This window comes from Pseudomonas sp. NFACC04-2 (assembly GCF_900119265.1).
Taxonomy (GTDB): domain Bacteria; phylum Pseudomonadota; class Gammaproteobacteria; order Pseudomonadales; family Pseudomonadaceae; genus Aquipseudomonas; species Aquipseudomonas fluorescens_AA.
Genome location: NZ_FPJC01000007.1, coordinates 162,655 through 177,430, shown reverse-complemented (window position 1 = coordinate 177,430; position 14,776 = coordinate 162,655). Strand labels below are relative to the sequence as shown.

The following is a 14,776-nucleotide window of genomic DNA, read 5'->3' as shown; positions in this document are numbered from 1 at the left end:
TGGATATCCAGGCAAAGAATGAAAAAGGCGCCAGGTGCAGGGAAGGACCCGTGCTTGCAACAAAGCGAAAAAAAACGCTGGGCATTATAAGCATTTTTTTTCGTCGGGAATGCCATCCGGACGTCCGTCGGACGGCCGTGATTGAACGCAATGCATATTAGAGAGTCCGTAACTCACGGATAGTCATAGGGAATTGGTAGTGCTACGACTCTTCAATAAAAAAGCCCATGCGCTTCTGGGGATCGACATCAGTTCGACGTCGGTGAAGCTGCTCGAGTTGAGTCGCCAGGGCGAACGATACCGCGTCGAGTCCTACGCGGTCGAACCGTTGCCGGCCAACGCCGTGATCGAGAAGAACATCGCCGAGCTCGAAGGGGTGGGCCAGGCGTTGTCACGGCTGTTGGCCAAGGCCAAGACGCCCTTGCGCAGCGTGGCGGTGGCCGTGGCGGGGTCGGCGGTGATCACCAAGATCATCGAGATGGACGCAGGGCTGTCCGACGATGACATGGAGAACCAGCTCAAGATCGAAGCCGATCAGTACATTCCCTATCCGCTGGATGAGGTGGCCATTGATTTCGAGGTAGTGGGCGTTTCGCCGCGCAGCGCCGAGCGTGTCGAAGTGCTGCTGGCGGCCTGTCGCAAGGAAAACGTCGAGGTTCGCGAGGCCGCGTTGGCGCTCGCCGGGCTGACAGCCCGGGTGGTCGATGTGGAGGCTTATGCGCTGGAGCGAGCGTTTGGCCTGCTCGCCATGCAATTGACCGCGTCCCAGGAGCGGCTGACGGTGGCGGTCATCGACATTGGCGCCACCATGACCACCCTCAGCGTGTTGCACAACGGGCGCATCATCTATACCCGCGAACAGTTGTTCGGCGGCCGCCAGTTGACCGAGGAGATCCAGCGCCGTTACGGCCTGACACCTGAGCAGGCCGGCCTGGCAAAGAAGCAGGGTGGGTTGCCGGACGATTATCTCGGCGAAGTACTGCAACCTTTTCGCGAGGCCCTGGTGCAGCAGGTCTCGCGGTCTCTGCAATTCTTCTTCGCCTCGGGCCAGTACAGCGCAGTGGACCACATTCTGCTGGCCGGGGGCACGGCTTCGGTCGCTGGCCTGGATCGGCTGATCGAGCAGCGCCTGGGCACGCCGACCCAGGTGGCCAACCCGTTTACCAACATGGCCCTGAGCAGCAAGGTCAATGCCGGTGCCCTGGCCAGTGATGCACCGGCACTGATGATTGCCTGTGGGCTGGCCCTCAGGAGTTTCGACTGATGGCGCGGATCAACCTGCTTCCCTGGCGCGAAGAGCTGCGCGAAGAGCGGCGCAAGCGCTTTCTGCTGGCCTTGGTAGCGGCGCTGGTCGGGGCGGTCGGCGTGGTCCTGGTCGCCGTCCGCTACATCGACAGCGCCATCGACTACCAGGTCGCTCGCAATAGCCACCTCTCCGAGCAGATCGCCGTGCTGGACGAACGCATCGAGCAGATCAGCGAATTGAAAGCCCGTCGCCAGCAATTGCTGGAGCGCATGCGCATCATCCAGGACTTGCAAGGGAATCGACCGGTCAGCGGGCGCATCTTCGACCAGTTGGTGAGGACTTTGCCGGACGGGGTGTATTTCACCGAAGTGAAGATGGAGGACCGGACGCTTTTCATCAAGGGGGCCGCGGAGTCGAACAACCGGGTCTCGGACCTGATGCGCAACCTGGACTCGTCGGACCTGTTCGATGCGCCCAGTCTGACGGAGGTCAAGGCCACAACCGCCGGTCAGCTCGACCAGGCCAACGTTTTCCAGCTGACGGTTCGCCAGACCCGCCCGGCCGAAGTGGAGGACGTTCAATGAAACCTGGGGAGTGGTTCGACGCGCTGCGCAAGATCGACATCAGTGACCTGGACACCAACAACATCGGTTCCTGGCCGGCGCCCATCAAATGGCTGTCCGGCATCCTGCTGGTGGCCCTGGTGTTGGGGCTGGGCTATAACTTTGCCTTGAGCGACCTGGAAAACCAGTTGCAGCAGGTGCGCGAGGAAGAGAATACCCTCAAGGCACAATTCGCGGGCAAGGCCCACATGGCCGCGAACCTGGAACGCTACACCGAGCAGATGAAGCAGATGGAAACGTCTTTCGGTGTACTGTTGCGGCAATTACCCAGTGACACCGAGGTGCCGGGCCTGCTGGAAGACATTACTCGCACCGGCCTGGGCAGTGGCCTGGAGTTCGAGGAAATCAAGCTGCTGCCGGAAGTCACCCAACCGTTCTATATCGAGCTGCCGATCCAGATTACCGTGACCGGCGACTACCACGACCTGGCGACATTCGTCAGTGGAGTGGCCGGACTGCCCCGGATCGTCACGCTGCACGATTTCGAAATCGCCCCGATGGAGCCCGAGGCAGGCACGAAGCTGCGCATGAGCATCCAGGCCAAAACCTATCGCTACAACGAGCAGGAGGCGCAGCCATGAGGCCGCTGGTGTGGCGCCTCTGCCTGCTGGCAGGCCTGGTCGCGCTGGCGGGGTGCAACAACGACAACGGTTTCAGCGACCTGGACGCTTACATGAACGAAGTGCGCCTGCGTCCGCCCGGCAAGATCGAGCCGACGCCGACGTTCAGACCCTATGAGACCTTTACCTACAGCGCCGCGAACCTGCGCAGCCCGTTTTCCCGGCAGGTCCGCGTGGACCAGGCCGACCGGCAGCGCGGCTCGCACAACGTCCGGCCCGACCCCAACCGGGTCAAGCAGTACCTGGAAGGCTTCAACATCGAGCAGTTTGAAATGGTCGGTACGATCTCCAACGCCGGTGGCTCCTTCGCGCTCCTGCGGGGCGCGGGCGGGGTGCATCGGCTCAAAGTCGGTGACTATCTGGGACGCAACGACGGGCGAATCTTCGCCATCAGCGCCACCCAGGTCGATGTGATCGAAATCGTTCCCGATGGCGAGGGTGCCTGGCTGGAACGACCTCGGACCATTCCTTTGAAAGAGCACTCAATAGTGGAACCCCAACAATGAACAGGTTTTTGTCAGCCTTCGGTATTTCGCTATGGATAGCGCTGTTGTCGCCGATGGTTCATGCGGCCAGTCTAAAGACGCTGGATGTCGCGGCGTTGCCGGGCGACCGCGTCGAGTTGAAGCTCTCCTTCGACGGGCCGCCGCCGACCCCCCGGGGCTATACCACCGAACAACCGGCCCGGATTGCCCTGGACCTGCCAGGCGTGACCAATCAACTGGCCAGCAAGCGCCGCGACCTGGGCGGGGGCAATGCGCGTAGCGCCACCGTGGTCGAGGCAGGCGATCGCACCCGGTTGATCATCGGCTTGACCCAGCTGGCGCCGTACGAGACGCGGGTCGAAGGCAACAGCCTGTTCGTGGTGGTTGGCAAGGGCGCCGCTGCGAAGAACACGGCTGCTAAGAGTGATGTTCCAAGGAGCGCCGCCCAGGCGCCGCGCCCGGCGCTGGCCAGCGCTGCGCCCGCGAGGGCCAGTGCGCCGGTGGGCAAGGCGATTCGTGGGGTGGATTTCCAGCGGGGGACTCAGGGCGAAGGCAATGTGGTGATCGATTTGTCCGATCCGTCCATCGCCCCGGACATCCAGGAGCGCGAAGGCAAGATCATCCTCAATTTCGCCAGGACCCAATTGCCCGAGCCACTGCGGGTGCGCCTGGACGTCAAGGACTTCGCCACCCCGGTGCAATTCGTCAATGCCAGCGCCGGCAGCGACCGGGCGACCATCAGCATCGAGCCCAGCGGGACCTTCGACTACTCGACCTACCAGACCGACAACAAGCTCACCGTCAGCGTCCGGCCCATGACCGTCGACGACCTGCAAAAACGCAATGCCGACCGCGCGGCCTACAGCGGCGAGAAGCTCTCGCTCAATTTCCAGGACATCGAAGTACGTTCGGTCCTGCAACTGATTGCCGATTTCACCAACCTGAATCTGGTGGCCAGCGACACGGTGCAGGGCGGCATCACCCTGCGGTTGCAGAATGTGCCTTGGGACCAGGCGCTGGACCTGGTGCTCAAGACCAAGGGCCTGGACAAGCGCAAGGTCGGTAACGTACTGCTGGTGGCCCCGGCCGATGAAATCGCCGCGCGCGAACGCCAGGAACTGGAGTCTCAGAAGCAGATCGCCGACCTGGCGCCGTTGCGGCGTGAGCTGCTGCAGGTCAACTATGCGAAGGCGGCGGACATCGCCAAGCTGTTCCAGTCGGTGACCAGTGCCGAGGCGAAAGCCGACGAGCGCGGCACGATCACGGTAGATGAGCGAACCAACAACATCATTGCCTACCAGACCCAGGACCGGCTCGACGAACTGCGCCGGATTGTGGCGCAGCTGGATATTCCGGTGCGCCAGGTGATGATCGAGGCGCGGATTGTCGAGGCCAACGTCGACTACGACAAAAGCCTGGGCGTGCGCTGGGGAGGGTCGATCCAGAACAAGGGCAACTGGAACTCCTCGGGGGTGACCACTGGCACCTCCACCACCATCGGCACGCCGGGCAGTACCGGTACCAACCAGCCGTTCGTCGACCTGGGTGCCTCGGGCAATACTTCGGGGATCGGCATTGCGTTCATCACCGACAACGTCTTGCTGGACCTCGAGCTGACGGCCATGGAGAAGACCGGCAACGGCGAAATCGTCTCCCAGCCCAAGGTGGTGACGTCCGACAAGGAGACGGCAAAGATCCTCAAGGGTACGGAAATCCCTTACCAGGAAGCCAGCTCCAGCGGTGCCACCTCGGTGTCGTTCAAGGAGGCCTCGCTGTCGCTGGAGGTGACCCCGCAGATTACCCCGGACAACCGCATCATCATGGAGGTCAAGGTCACCAAGGATGAGCCGGACTACCTGAACAAGGTGCAGGAAGTGCCACCGATCAAGAAAAACGAAGTCAACGCCAAGGTCCTGGTCAATGATGGCGAGACCATTGTGATTGGCGGAGTTTTCTCAAATACTCAGAGCAAGGTCGTAGATAAGGTGCCATTTCTTGGCGATGTGCCGTATCTTGGCCGCCTTTTCCGGCGTGATGTGGTTTCGGAGAAAAAATCCGAGCTGCTGGTGTTCCTCACTCCGCGTATCATGAATAACCAGGCGATTGCTGTGAGTCGTTGATTCTGTGCGAAATTTGATTCTTGTTGGGCCGATGGGCGCTGGAAAAAGCACCATCGGCCGTTTGCTGGCCAAAGAGCTGCGCCTGCCGTTCAAAGATTCCGACAAGGAAATTGAATTGCGCACGGGTGCCAATATCCCATGGATCTTCGATAAGGAAGGCGAGCCGGGCTTTCGTGACCGTGAGCAGGCGATGATCGCCGAGCTGTGCGCGTTCGAGGGTGTGGTGTTGGCCACCGGCGGCGGCGCGGTGATGCGCGAAGCCAATCGTCGGGCGCTGCATGCCGGCGGACGAGTGGTCTATCTGCACGCCTCTGTCGAGCAGCAGGTCGGCCGCACCGCTCGGGATCGCAACCGGCCGCTGTTGCGCACCGCCGACCCGGCCAAGACCCTGCGGGACTTGCTGGAGCTGCGTGACCCGCTGTATCGGGAGATCGCCGACCTGGTGGTGGAAACCGACGAGCGGCCGCCACGGATGGTGGTGCTGGACATTCTCGATCGCCTGCAGCAACTGCCGCCCCGTTAATGCGCCTGGCGAAATGCGCTATCCTCGACGTCCCGTCATGGCCCGCCTGGAGCGTGGCGGATGGCCATCCCATGGTGTCATGGCAAGCACTGAGACCTGTGGCGAGGGGATTTATCCCCGTTGGGCACTTTCGTTAATTGCAGGCAGGACGCCTGATTCCATCTTCACTGTGGGGACACATGCAGACACTTAAGGTCGACCTGGGCGAGCGCAGCTACCCGATTCATATTGGCGAAGGCTTGCTGGACCAGCCCGAACTGCTGGCGCCGCATATCGCCGGGCGGCAAGTGGCGATCATTTCCAATGAAACCGTCGCGCCTCTGTATCTGGAACGTCTGACCCGCAACCTGTCGGCTTTCTCGGTCATTTCTGTGGTGTTGCCCGACGGCGAAGCCTTCAAGAACTGGGAAACCCTGCAACTCATTTTCGACGGCCTGCTGACCGCACGGCATGATCGCCGCACCACGGTGGTTGCCCTGGGCGGTGGCGTGATCGGCGATATGGCCGGTTTTGCCGCCGCTTGTTATCAGCGCGGCGTCGACTTCATCCAGATCCCCACCACGCTGTTGTCCCAGGTCGACTCGTCGGTGGGTGGCAAGACCGGGATCAACCATCCGCTGGGCAAGAACATGGTCGGTGCGTTTTATCAGCCCAACGTGGTGCTGATCGACACAGCCACCCTCAATACCCTGCCGGCCCGCGAACTGTCCGCAGGGCTGGCGGAAGTCATCAAGTACGGGCTGATCTGCGACGAACCGTTCCTGGGCTGGCTCGAAGAGAACGTAGACCGCCTGCGTGCGCTGGATCAAACGGCCCTGACCTACGCCATCGAACGCTCCTGCGCCGCCAAGGCCGCCGTGGTGGGGGCCGATGAGCGTGAATCGGGAGTGCGTGCCACGCTCAACCTGGGCCACACCTTTGGCCATGCCATCGAAACCCACATGGGCTATGGTGTCTGGCTGCATGGCGAGGCCGTTGCGGCCGGTACGGTCATGGCCCTGGAGATGTCTGCGCGCCTGGGCTGGATCAGCGAACAGGAGCGCGATCGCGGTATTCGTCTGTTCCAGCGCGCCGGGCTGCCGGTGGTTCCGCCTGAAGAAATGACCGAGGCGGATTTTCTTGAACACATGGCAATCGACAAAAAAGTGATCGACGGTCGTCTGCGTCTGGTGCTGCTGCGCCACATGGGCGAAGCGGTGGTGACCGACGATTATCCGAAAGAAGTTCTACAGGCCACGCTGGGAGCGGACTACCGCGCCCTGGCTCAGCTTAAAGGTTAATAAGATTCCGATGACTAGTTTGCATGCCGACGAGGCTTTCCTCGGCCATTTCCAGTTGAGTCATGACCCTTTCGCTCCGCGGGTCCCAGGCTTCAAATTCTTCCCTGCCCAGCGCAAACCCGTGCTGGGCCAGTTGCATCACCTGGCCCGCTACAGTCAGTTGCTACTGGTGGTCACCGGTCCTCAAGGCAGTGGCAAGACCTTGCTGCGCCAGGCCCTGGTGGCCAGCACCAACAAACAGTCGGTGCAAAGCGTGGTGGTGTCGGCCCGCGGTGCCGGCGATGCCGCCGGTGTACTGCGTCAGGTGGCCCAGGCGCTGAACGTCGAACAGGCCGAAATCGGTGCAATCCTCGATCAGATCGTGCAACTGGCGCTGACCGGACAGGAAGTTTATCTGCTGGTGGACGATGCCGAGCAACTCGACGAATCGGCCCTCGAAGCCCTGCTGGCCTTGGCGGCCGGTGCGCCGGAGGGCAGGCCTCACGTGTTCCTGTTCGGCGAGTCGTCGCTGATCGCCGACCTGGACCAGTTGAACCTCGAGGAAGAGCGCTTCCACGTCATCGAGCTGGCGCCCTACACCGAGGAAGAAACCCGTGAATACCTGGCCCAGCGTCTTGAGGGCGCGGGCCGGGGTATCGAACTTTTCACCGCCGATCAGATCTCTGAGATTCACGAAAGCTCCGACGGCTGGCCTGGCAACATCAATCAGGTTGCCCGCGATGCTCTGATCGAAGTCATGATTGCCAGCCGCTCAGCGGTGAAGCGTCCAAGTATGGGGTTCAACATGCCGAAGAAACACGTATTGGCAATTTCCGCCGTCGTCGTGGTCGCGGTTGCCGCCGCCTGGCTTATGCCGGGTCGCACCAAGGCACCTGCCACGGGGGCCCCTGCCAACGAACAGGCGCAACTGCCCCTCGGCCAAGGTACGCCGCAACCCAACGGCGGCGCGCCGGCCGTGGAATTCGCCGGTAACACCCAGCCGATGCCGCTGCCGCTGGTCGGCCAGTCGCAGCCGGTCATGCGCGGCCCGCTGGCCGAAGCGGCCGGCGGTATCACCGAAGGCGACGACGGCGCAGCGCCACCGATCGACGACAGCAGCGACACGCCGCCGACTGTGACCACCACCGCACCGCCTGTGGGCGTGCCGGCCGGCGCGGCGCCAACGCCTGCCCCGACCGCCAAGCCGACTCCGGCGCCGACCCAAGTGGCCACCGCCAAGCCGGCACCGGTTCCGGCGCCTGCGGCCAAGCCAGTGGCGCCAGCAGCACCGGCGGCCAAGCCTGCTGCTGCCCCAGCCAAGGCCGCGGGCGGTAGCTGGTACGCCGGCCAGGCGCCGGGCAACTATGTGGTGCAGATCCTCGGCACCAGTTCCGAAGCCGCGGCGCAGAACTTCGTCAAGGAGCAGGGTGGCGAGTACCGTTATTTCAAGAAAGTGCTCAACGGCAAGCCGCTGTATGTCATCACCTACGGCAGCTTTGCCAACCGTGATGCGGCTGTTTCCGCCATCAAGGCCTTGCCAGCGAAGGTTCAGGCTGGTAAACCTTGGCCTCGCACTGTCGCCAGCGTCCAACAGGAACTGGCAGCAACTCGCTGAAGATTCGGCGGCCTTACCCAGGCCGCCTCTCCCGGCAACCTCAAAATTTCCGCAAGGGCGGGCGACCTTTCAGGCCGCGCGCCTTGTGGTGTCTGCGTCACAGTAGCGTTTGAGTCGTAGCGGTCAAACCCAAAAAAGTTTTGACTAGCACAGCATATAGCTTTAAACCTTTCACAAATGCGACATGGATTTGCGACAGTTCGTCGTCAAATTTGTGAGCCCCTGTGTCGGTGTGTACAATGACCTCCCTTTTGCCCCCGCAAAGCTGGCGTACGTTCGGCGCGGCATGCAACCGGTTGAATTGAAAAGAAATTTGCCTCGATTAGAGGCAGCCTGGTGAGAAAGTGTCTATGAAAGCAGGTCTGTACCAACCAGATGAATTCAAGGATAACTGCGGTTTCGGCCTGATAGCTCATATGCAGGGCGAGCCCAGCCATACCCTTTTGCAAACGGCCATTGAGGCCCTGACCTGCATGACCCACCGCGGTGGGATCAACGCCGACGGCAAGACCGGCGACGGTTGTGGCTTGCTAATTCAAAAGCCCGACGAGTTCCTGCGTGCCGTAGCCCAGGAAACGTTCGGCGTGACCCTGCCCAAGCAGTACGCCGTGGGCATGGTGTTCTTCAACCAGGACCCGGTGAAGGCGGAGGCGGCTCGCGAAAACATGAATCGCGAGATCCTGGCCGCCGGCCTGCAGCTGGTCGGCTGGCGCAAAGTGCCGATCGACACCAGCGTCCTCGGTCGTCTGGCGCTCGAGCGTCTGCCGCAGATCGAACAGGTGTTCATTGCTGGTGATGGCCTGAGCGACCAGGAGATGTCGATCAAGCTGTTCAGCTCCCGTCGTCGTTCGTCCGTGGCCAATGCCGCCGACACCGATCACTACATCTGCAGCTTTTCCCACAAGACCATTATCTACAAAGGCCTGATGATGCCGGCGGACCTCACCGCCTTCTATCCGGACCTGAGCGACGAGCGCCTGAAAACCGCGATCTGCGTGTTCCACCAGCGCTTCTCCACCAACACCCTGCCGAAATGGCCGCTGGCCCAGCCATTCCGGTTCCTCGCCCACAACGGCGAGATCAACACCATCACCGGCAACCGTAACTGGGCCGTGGCCCGTCGCACCAAGTTCGCCAACGACCTGATGCCGGACCTCGAAGAGCTCGGCCCGCTGGTCAACCGCGTGGGTTCGGACTCCTCAAGCATGGACAACATGCTGGAGCTGATGGTGACCGGTGGCATCGACCTGTTCCGCGGCGTGCGCATGCTGGTGCCGCCGGCGTGGCAGAACGTCGAGACCATGGACCCGGACCTGCGGGCCTTCTACGAATACAACTCCATGCACATGGAGCCGTGGGACGGCCCGGCCGGTATCGTCATGACCGACGGTCGCTACGCCGTTTGCCTGCTGGACCGTAACGGTCTGCGTCCGGCGCGCTGGGTCACCACCAGCAACGGGTTCATCACCCTGGCGTCGGAAATCGGCGTCTGGAACTACCAGCCCGAAGACGTCATCGCCAAGGGCCGCGTAGGCCCGGGCCAGATCTTTGCCGTGGACACCGAGACCGGTCAGATCCTCGACACCGACGCCATCGACAACCGCCTCAAGTCCCGTCATCCGTACAAGCAATGGCTGCGCAAGAATGCCCTGCGCATCCAGGCGACCATGGAAGACAACGACCACGGCTCGGCTTTCTATGACGTCGACCAGCTCAAGCAGTACATGAAGATGTACCAGGTGACGTTCGAGGAGCGTGACCAGGTCCTGCGCCCGCTGGGCGAGCAGGGCTACGAAGCGGTCGGCTCCATGGGCGACGACACGCCGATGGCCGTGCTGTCGCAACGCGTGCGCACGCCGTACGACTACTTCCGCCAGCAGTTCGCCCAGGTGACCAACCCACCGATCGACCCGCTGCGCGAAGCGATCGTGATGTCCCTGGAAATCTGCCTGGGTGCCGAGCGCAATATTTTCCAGGAGTCGCCGGAACACGCCTCGCGGGTGATCCTCAGCTCGCCGGTCATTTCCCCGGCCAAGTGGCGCTCGCTGACCAACCTCGACCGTCCAGGCTTCGCACGCCAGGTCATCGACCTGAACTACGACGAAAGCGTCGGCCTGGAAGCGGCGATCCGCAACGTGGCCGATCAGGCTGAAGAAGCCGCGCGCGCCGGGCGTACCCAGATCGTCCTCAGCGACCGTCACATCGCCCCGGGCAAGCTGCCGATCCACGCCTCGCTGGCCACCGGTGCGGTGCACCATCGCCTTACCGAAAAAGGCCTGCGCTGCGACTCCAACATCCTGGTGGAAACCGCCACCGCCCGCGATCCGCATCACTTCGCGGTGTTGATCGGCTTCGGTGCTTCGGCGGTGTATCCGTTCCTGGCCTATGAAGTGCTGGGCGACCTGATCCGCACCGGTGAAGTCCTGGGCGACCTCTACGAGGTGTTCAAGAACTACCGCAAGGGCATCACCAAGGGCTTGCTCAAGATCCTGTCGAAGATGGGCATCTCGACCATCGCCTCGTACCGTGGCGCGCAACTGTTCGAGGCCATCGGCCTGTCCGAGGAAGTCTGCGAGCTGAGCTTCCGTGGCGTGCCGAGCCGCATCAAAGGTGCGCGTTTCGTCGATATCGAAGCCGAACAGAAAGCCCTGGCCGCCGAAGCCTGGAGCCCGCGCAAGCCGATCCAGCAGGGCGGCCTGCTGAAGTTCGTCCACGGTGGCGAATACCACGCCTACAACCCCGACGTGGTCAACACCCTGCAAGCGGCCGTGCAGCAGGGCGACTACAGCAAGTTCAAGGAATACACCTCGCTGGTGGACAACCGTCCGGTGTCGATGATCCGCGACCTGCTCAAGGTCAAGACCCTCGACACGCCGCTGGACATCAGTGAAGTGGAACCGCTGGAATCGGTGCTCAAGCGCTTCGATTCGGCCGGTATTTCCCTGGGCGCCTTGTCCCCGGAAGCCCACGAAGCCCTGGCCGAGGCCATGAACCGCCTCGGTGCGCGTTCCAACTCCGGCGAAGGCGGCGAAGACCCGGCGCGCTACGGCACCATCAAGAGTTCGAAAATCAAGCAGGTAGCCACCGGCCGCTTCGGTGTGACGCCGGAGTACCTGGTCAACGCTGAAGTGCTGCAGATCAAGGTTGCCCAAGGCGCCAAGCCCGGCGAGGGCGGTCAGTTGCCCGGTGGCAAGGTCAACGGCTTGATCGCCAAGCTGCGTTATGCGGTCCCCGGCGTGACCCTGATCTCGCCACCGCCGCACCACGACATCTATTCGATCGAAGACTTGTCGCAACTGATCTTCGACCTCAAGCAGGTGAACCCCAAGGCGCTGGTCTCGGTGAAGCTGGTGGCGGAAGCCGGCGTCGGCACCATTGCCGCCGGTGTGGCCAAGGCCTATGCCGACCTGATCACCATCTCCGGCTACGACGGCGGCACCGGCGCATCGCCGCTGACCTCGATCAAGTACGCCGGCGCGCCGTGGGAACTGGGCCTGGCCGAAACTCACCAGACCCTGCGCGGCAACGATTTGCGCGGCAAGGTCCGGGTGCAAACCGACGGAGGCCTGAAAACCGGCCTGGACGTGATCAAGGCGGCCATCCTCGGTGCCGAGAGCTTCGGCTTCGGCACCGCGCCGATGATCGCCCTGGGCTGCAAGTACCTGCGCATCTGCCACCTGAACAACTGCGCCACCGGCGTTGCGACCCAGAACGACAAGCTGCGCAAGGACCACTACATCGGTACCGTCGACATGGTGGTGAATTTCTTCACCTACGTGGCCGAAGAGACCCGTGAGTGGCTGGCCAAGCTGGGCGTTCGTTCGCTTGAAGAGCTGATCGGCCGCACCGACCTGCTGGAAGTGATCGAGGGCCAGACCGCCAAGCAGCAGCACCTGGACCTGACCCCGTTGCTGGGCAGCGATCTCATCCCGGCGGACAAGCCACAGTTCTGCCAGGTCGACCGTAACCCGCCATTCGACAAGGGCGAGCTGGCCGAGAGGATGGTCGACATGGCCGCCGCGGCGATCAACGACCTGAGCGGTGCCGAGTTCGACCTGGATATCTGCAACTGCGACCGCTCCATCGGCGCGCGGATATCCGGCGAGATCGCCCGCAAGCACGGCAACCAGGGCATGGCCAAGGCACCGATCACCTTCCGCTTCAAGGGCACCGCAGGCCAGAGCTTCGGCGTCTGGAACGCCGGCGGCCTGAACATGTACCTGGAAGGCGATGCCAACGACTACGTGGGCAAGGGCATGACCGGCGGCAAGCTGGTCATCGTTCCGCCCAAGGGCAGCGTCTACAAGACCCAGGACAGTGCCATCATCGGCAACACCTGCCTTTATGGCGCTACGGGCGGCAAGCTGTTCGCCGCCGGCACCGCGGGCGAGCGTTTCGCCGTGCGTAACTCCGGGGCCCACACCGTGGTGGAAGGCACCGGCGATCACTGCTGCGAGTACATGACCGGTGGTTTTGTCTGCGTGCTGGGCAAGACCGGTTATAACTTCGGCTCTGGCATGACCGGCGGTTTCGCCTATGTGCTCGACCAGGACAACACCTTCGTTGATCGGGTCAACCACGAACTGGTGGAAATCCAGCGGATCAGCGGCGAGGCGATGGAAGCCTATCGCAGCCACCTGCAAAACGTGCTGAACGAGTACGTCGCGGAAACCGACAGCGAGTGGGGGCGTGAACTCGCCGAAAACCTCGACGACTACTTGCGCCGTTTCTGGCTGGTCAAGCCCAAGGCTGCCAACCTGAAATCGTTGCTTTCCAGCACTCGTGCCAACCCGCAGTGATATGCGCCTGAAGAGTTTGATGAGGTTTTAACAATGGCTGAACGTCTGAATAACGACTTCCAGTTCATCGATGTCGGGCGCAAGGATCCGAAGAAGAAACTGTTGCGTCAACGCAAGAAAGAGTTCGTGGAAATCTACGAGCCTTTCAAACCCCAGCAGTCGGCCGACCAGGCCCACCGCTGCCTGGGGTGCGGTAACCCGTATTGCGAATGGAAGTGCCCGGTGCACAACTTCATTCCCAACTGGCTGAAACTGGTGGCCGAGGGCAACATCCTCCAGGCCGCCGAGCTGTCCCACCAGACCAACACCCTGCCGGAAGTCTGCGGCCGGGTGTGCCCGCAGGATCGCCTGTGTGAAGGTGCCTGCACCCTCAACGACGGTTTTGGCGCGGTGACCATCGGTTCGGTGGAGAAATACATCACCGACACCGCGTTCGCCATGGGCTGGCGCCCGGACATGTCCAAGGTCAAACCGACCGGCAAGCGCGTGGCGATCATCGGTGCCGGCCCGGCGGGCCTGGGCTGTGCCGACGTGCTGGTGCGCGGTGGAGTGACCCCGGTGGTGTTCGACAAGAACCCGGAAATCGGCGGCCTGCTTACTTTTGGCATCCCCGAGTTCAAGCTGGAAAAGACCGTGCTGAGCAATCGTCGCGAAGTCTTCACCGGCATGGGCATCGAGTTCCGCCTGAACACCGAGGTGGGCCGGGACGTGACCATGGAGCAACTGCTCGAGGAATACGATGCGGTCTTCATGGGCATGGGCACCTACACCTACATGAAGGGTGGCTTTGCCGGTGAGGACCTGCCGGGCGTCTACGACGCACTCGACTTCCTGATCGCCAATGTCAACCGCAACCTGGGCTTTGAAAAGTCGCCGGAAGATTTCGTCGACATGAAAGGCAAGAAGGTCGTGGTGCTCGGCGGTGGCGACACGGCGATGGACTGCAACCGCACGTCGATTCGCCAGGGCGCCAAGTCGGTGACCTGCGCCTATCGTCGCGACGAAGCGAACATGCCCGGTTCGCGCAAAGAGGTGAAGAACGCCAAGGAAGAAGGCGTGAAATTCCTTTACAACCGCCAGCCGATCGCCATTGTCGGTGAAGACAAGGTCGAAGGCGTGAAGGTGGTCGAGACCCGTCTCGGCGAACCGGACGCCCGCGGTCGTCGCAGCCCCGAGCCGATCCCCGGTTCCGAAGAGATCATCCCGGCCGACGCCGTGGTCATCGCCTTCGGCTTTCGCCCGAGCCCGGCCCCCTGGTTCGAGCAGTTCAGTATCCAGACCGACAGCCAGGGCCGCGTCGTGGCCCCGGAGCAGGGCCAGTACAAGCACCAGACCAGCAATCCGAAGATCTTCGCCGGTGGCGACATGGTCCGGGGTTCCGACCTGGTGGTGACGGCGATCTTCGAAGGCCGCAATGCGGCGGAAGGGATTCTGGATTACCTGCAAGTCTGACCGCTGTTGATCGTTCCCACGCTCTGCGTGGGAA

The 14,776-nt window shown here is 62.4% G+C and carries 10 protein-coding genes; all 10 read left to right on the top strand.

Annotated elements, in window-relative coordinates; all coding sequences use genetic code 11:
- Positions 1–199 precede the first annotated feature (199 nt).
- Positions 200–1,264 (top strand): pilus assembly protein PilM, encoded by a 1,065-nt coding sequence (locus BT125_RS12515; RefSeq protein WP_072407348.1) that lies wholly within the window; start codon positions 200–202, stop codon positions 1,262–1,264.
- On the top strand, positions 1,264–1,830 hold the full coding sequence (locus tag BT125_RS12510) for a PilN domain-containing protein (protein WP_072407346.1): 567 nt from the start codon (positions 1,264–1,266) through the stop codon (positions 1,828–1,830). The genes BT125_RS12515 and BT125_RS12510 overlap by 1 nt, the downstream gene beginning before the upstream one ends.
- Positions 1,827–2,450 carry a type 4a pilus biogenesis protein PilO gene (gene pilO, locus BT125_RS12505; RefSeq protein WP_072407344.1) on the top strand — a complete coding sequence of 208 codons (624 nt, stop codon included), beginning with the start codon at positions 1,827–1,829 and terminating at the stop codon, positions 2,448–2,450. The genes BT125_RS12510 and pilO overlap by 4 nt, the downstream gene beginning before the upstream one ends.
- Positions 2,447–2,995 (top strand): pilus assembly protein PilP, encoded by a 549-nt coding sequence (locus BT125_RS12500; RefSeq protein ID WP_072407342.1) that lies wholly within the window; start codon positions 2,447–2,449, stop codon positions 2,993–2,995. The genes pilO and BT125_RS12500 overlap by 4 nt, the downstream gene beginning before the upstream one ends.
- Positions 2,992–5,094 (top strand): type IV pilus secretin PilQ, encoded by a 2,103-nt coding sequence (gene pilQ, locus BT125_RS12495; RefSeq protein ID WP_072407340.1) that lies wholly within the window; start codon positions 2,992–2,994, stop codon positions 5,092–5,094. Before BT125_RS12500 ends, pilQ begins: the two co-directional genes overlap by 4 nt.
- 4 nt (positions 5,095–5,098) lie before the next feature.
- A complete protein-coding gene (gene aroK, locus BT125_RS12490; RefSeq protein WP_060739556.1) occupies positions 5,099–5,617 on the top strand; it encodes a shikimate kinase AroK in 519 nt (172 codons plus the stop codon).
- A gap of 179 nt (positions 5,618–5,796) precedes the next feature.
- Complete coding sequence (aroB, locus tag BT125_RS12485; RefSeq protein ID WP_072407338.1) at positions 5,797–6,897, top strand: 3-dehydroquinate synthase; 1,101 nt, start codon at positions 5,797–5,799, stop codon at positions 6,895–6,897.
- Between the two features lie 10 nt (positions 6,898–6,907).
- Positions 6,908–8,491: an AAA family ATPase gene (locus BT125_RS12480; protein ID WP_072407336.1), complete on the top strand. Its 1,584-nt coding sequence runs from the start codon at positions 6,908–6,910 to the stop codon at positions 8,489–8,491.
- Positions 8,492–8,841: 350 nt separating this feature from the next.
- Positions 8,842–13,290, top strand: a complete 4,449-nt coding sequence (gene gltB / locus BT125_RS12470; RefSeq protein ID WP_072407334.1) for a glutamate synthase large subunit — start codon at positions 8,842–8,844, stop codon at positions 13,288–13,290.
- 33 nt (positions 13,291–13,323) lie between these two features.
- On the top strand, positions 13,324–14,742 hold the full coding sequence (locus tag BT125_RS12465; RefSeq protein ID WP_024779900.1) for an FAD-dependent oxidoreductase: 1,419 nt from the start codon (positions 13,324–13,326) through the stop codon (positions 14,740–14,742).
- Positions 14,743–14,776 lie beyond the last annotated feature (34 nt).

Bases quoted from the DNA above. Each gene is read 5' to 3' on its own strand.
- aroB (WP_072407338.1), top strand. From the start codon at position 5,797: ATGCAGACACTTAAGGTCGACCTGGGCGAGCGCAGCTACCCGATTCAT.
- BT125_RS12500 (WP_072407342.1), top strand. From the start codon at position 2,447: ATGAGGCCGCTGGTGTGGCGCCTCTGCCTGCTGGCAGGCCTGGTCGCG.
- gltB (WP_072407334.1), top strand. From the start codon at position 8,842: ATGAAAGCAGGTCTGTACCAACCAGATGAATTCAAGGATAACTGCGGT.
- pilQ (WP_072407340.1), top strand. From the start codon at position 2,992: ATGAACAGGTTTTTGTCAGCCTTCGGTATTTCGCTATGGATAGCGCTG.
- pilO (WP_072407344.1), top strand. From the start codon at position 1,827: ATGAAACCTGGGGAGTGGTTCGACGCGCTGCGCAAGATCGACATCAGT.
- BT125_RS12480 (WP_072407336.1), top strand. From the start codon at position 6,908: ATGACTAGTTTGCATGCCGACGAGGCTTTCCTCGGCCATTTCCAGTTG.
- BT125_RS12465 (WP_024779900.1), top strand. From the start codon at position 13,324: ATGGCTGAACGTCTGAATAACGACTTCCAGTTCATCGATGTCGGGCGC.
- BT125_RS12510 (WP_072407346.1), top strand. From the start codon at position 1,264: ATGGCGCGGATCAACCTGCTTCCCTGGCGCGAAGAGCTGCGCGAAGAG.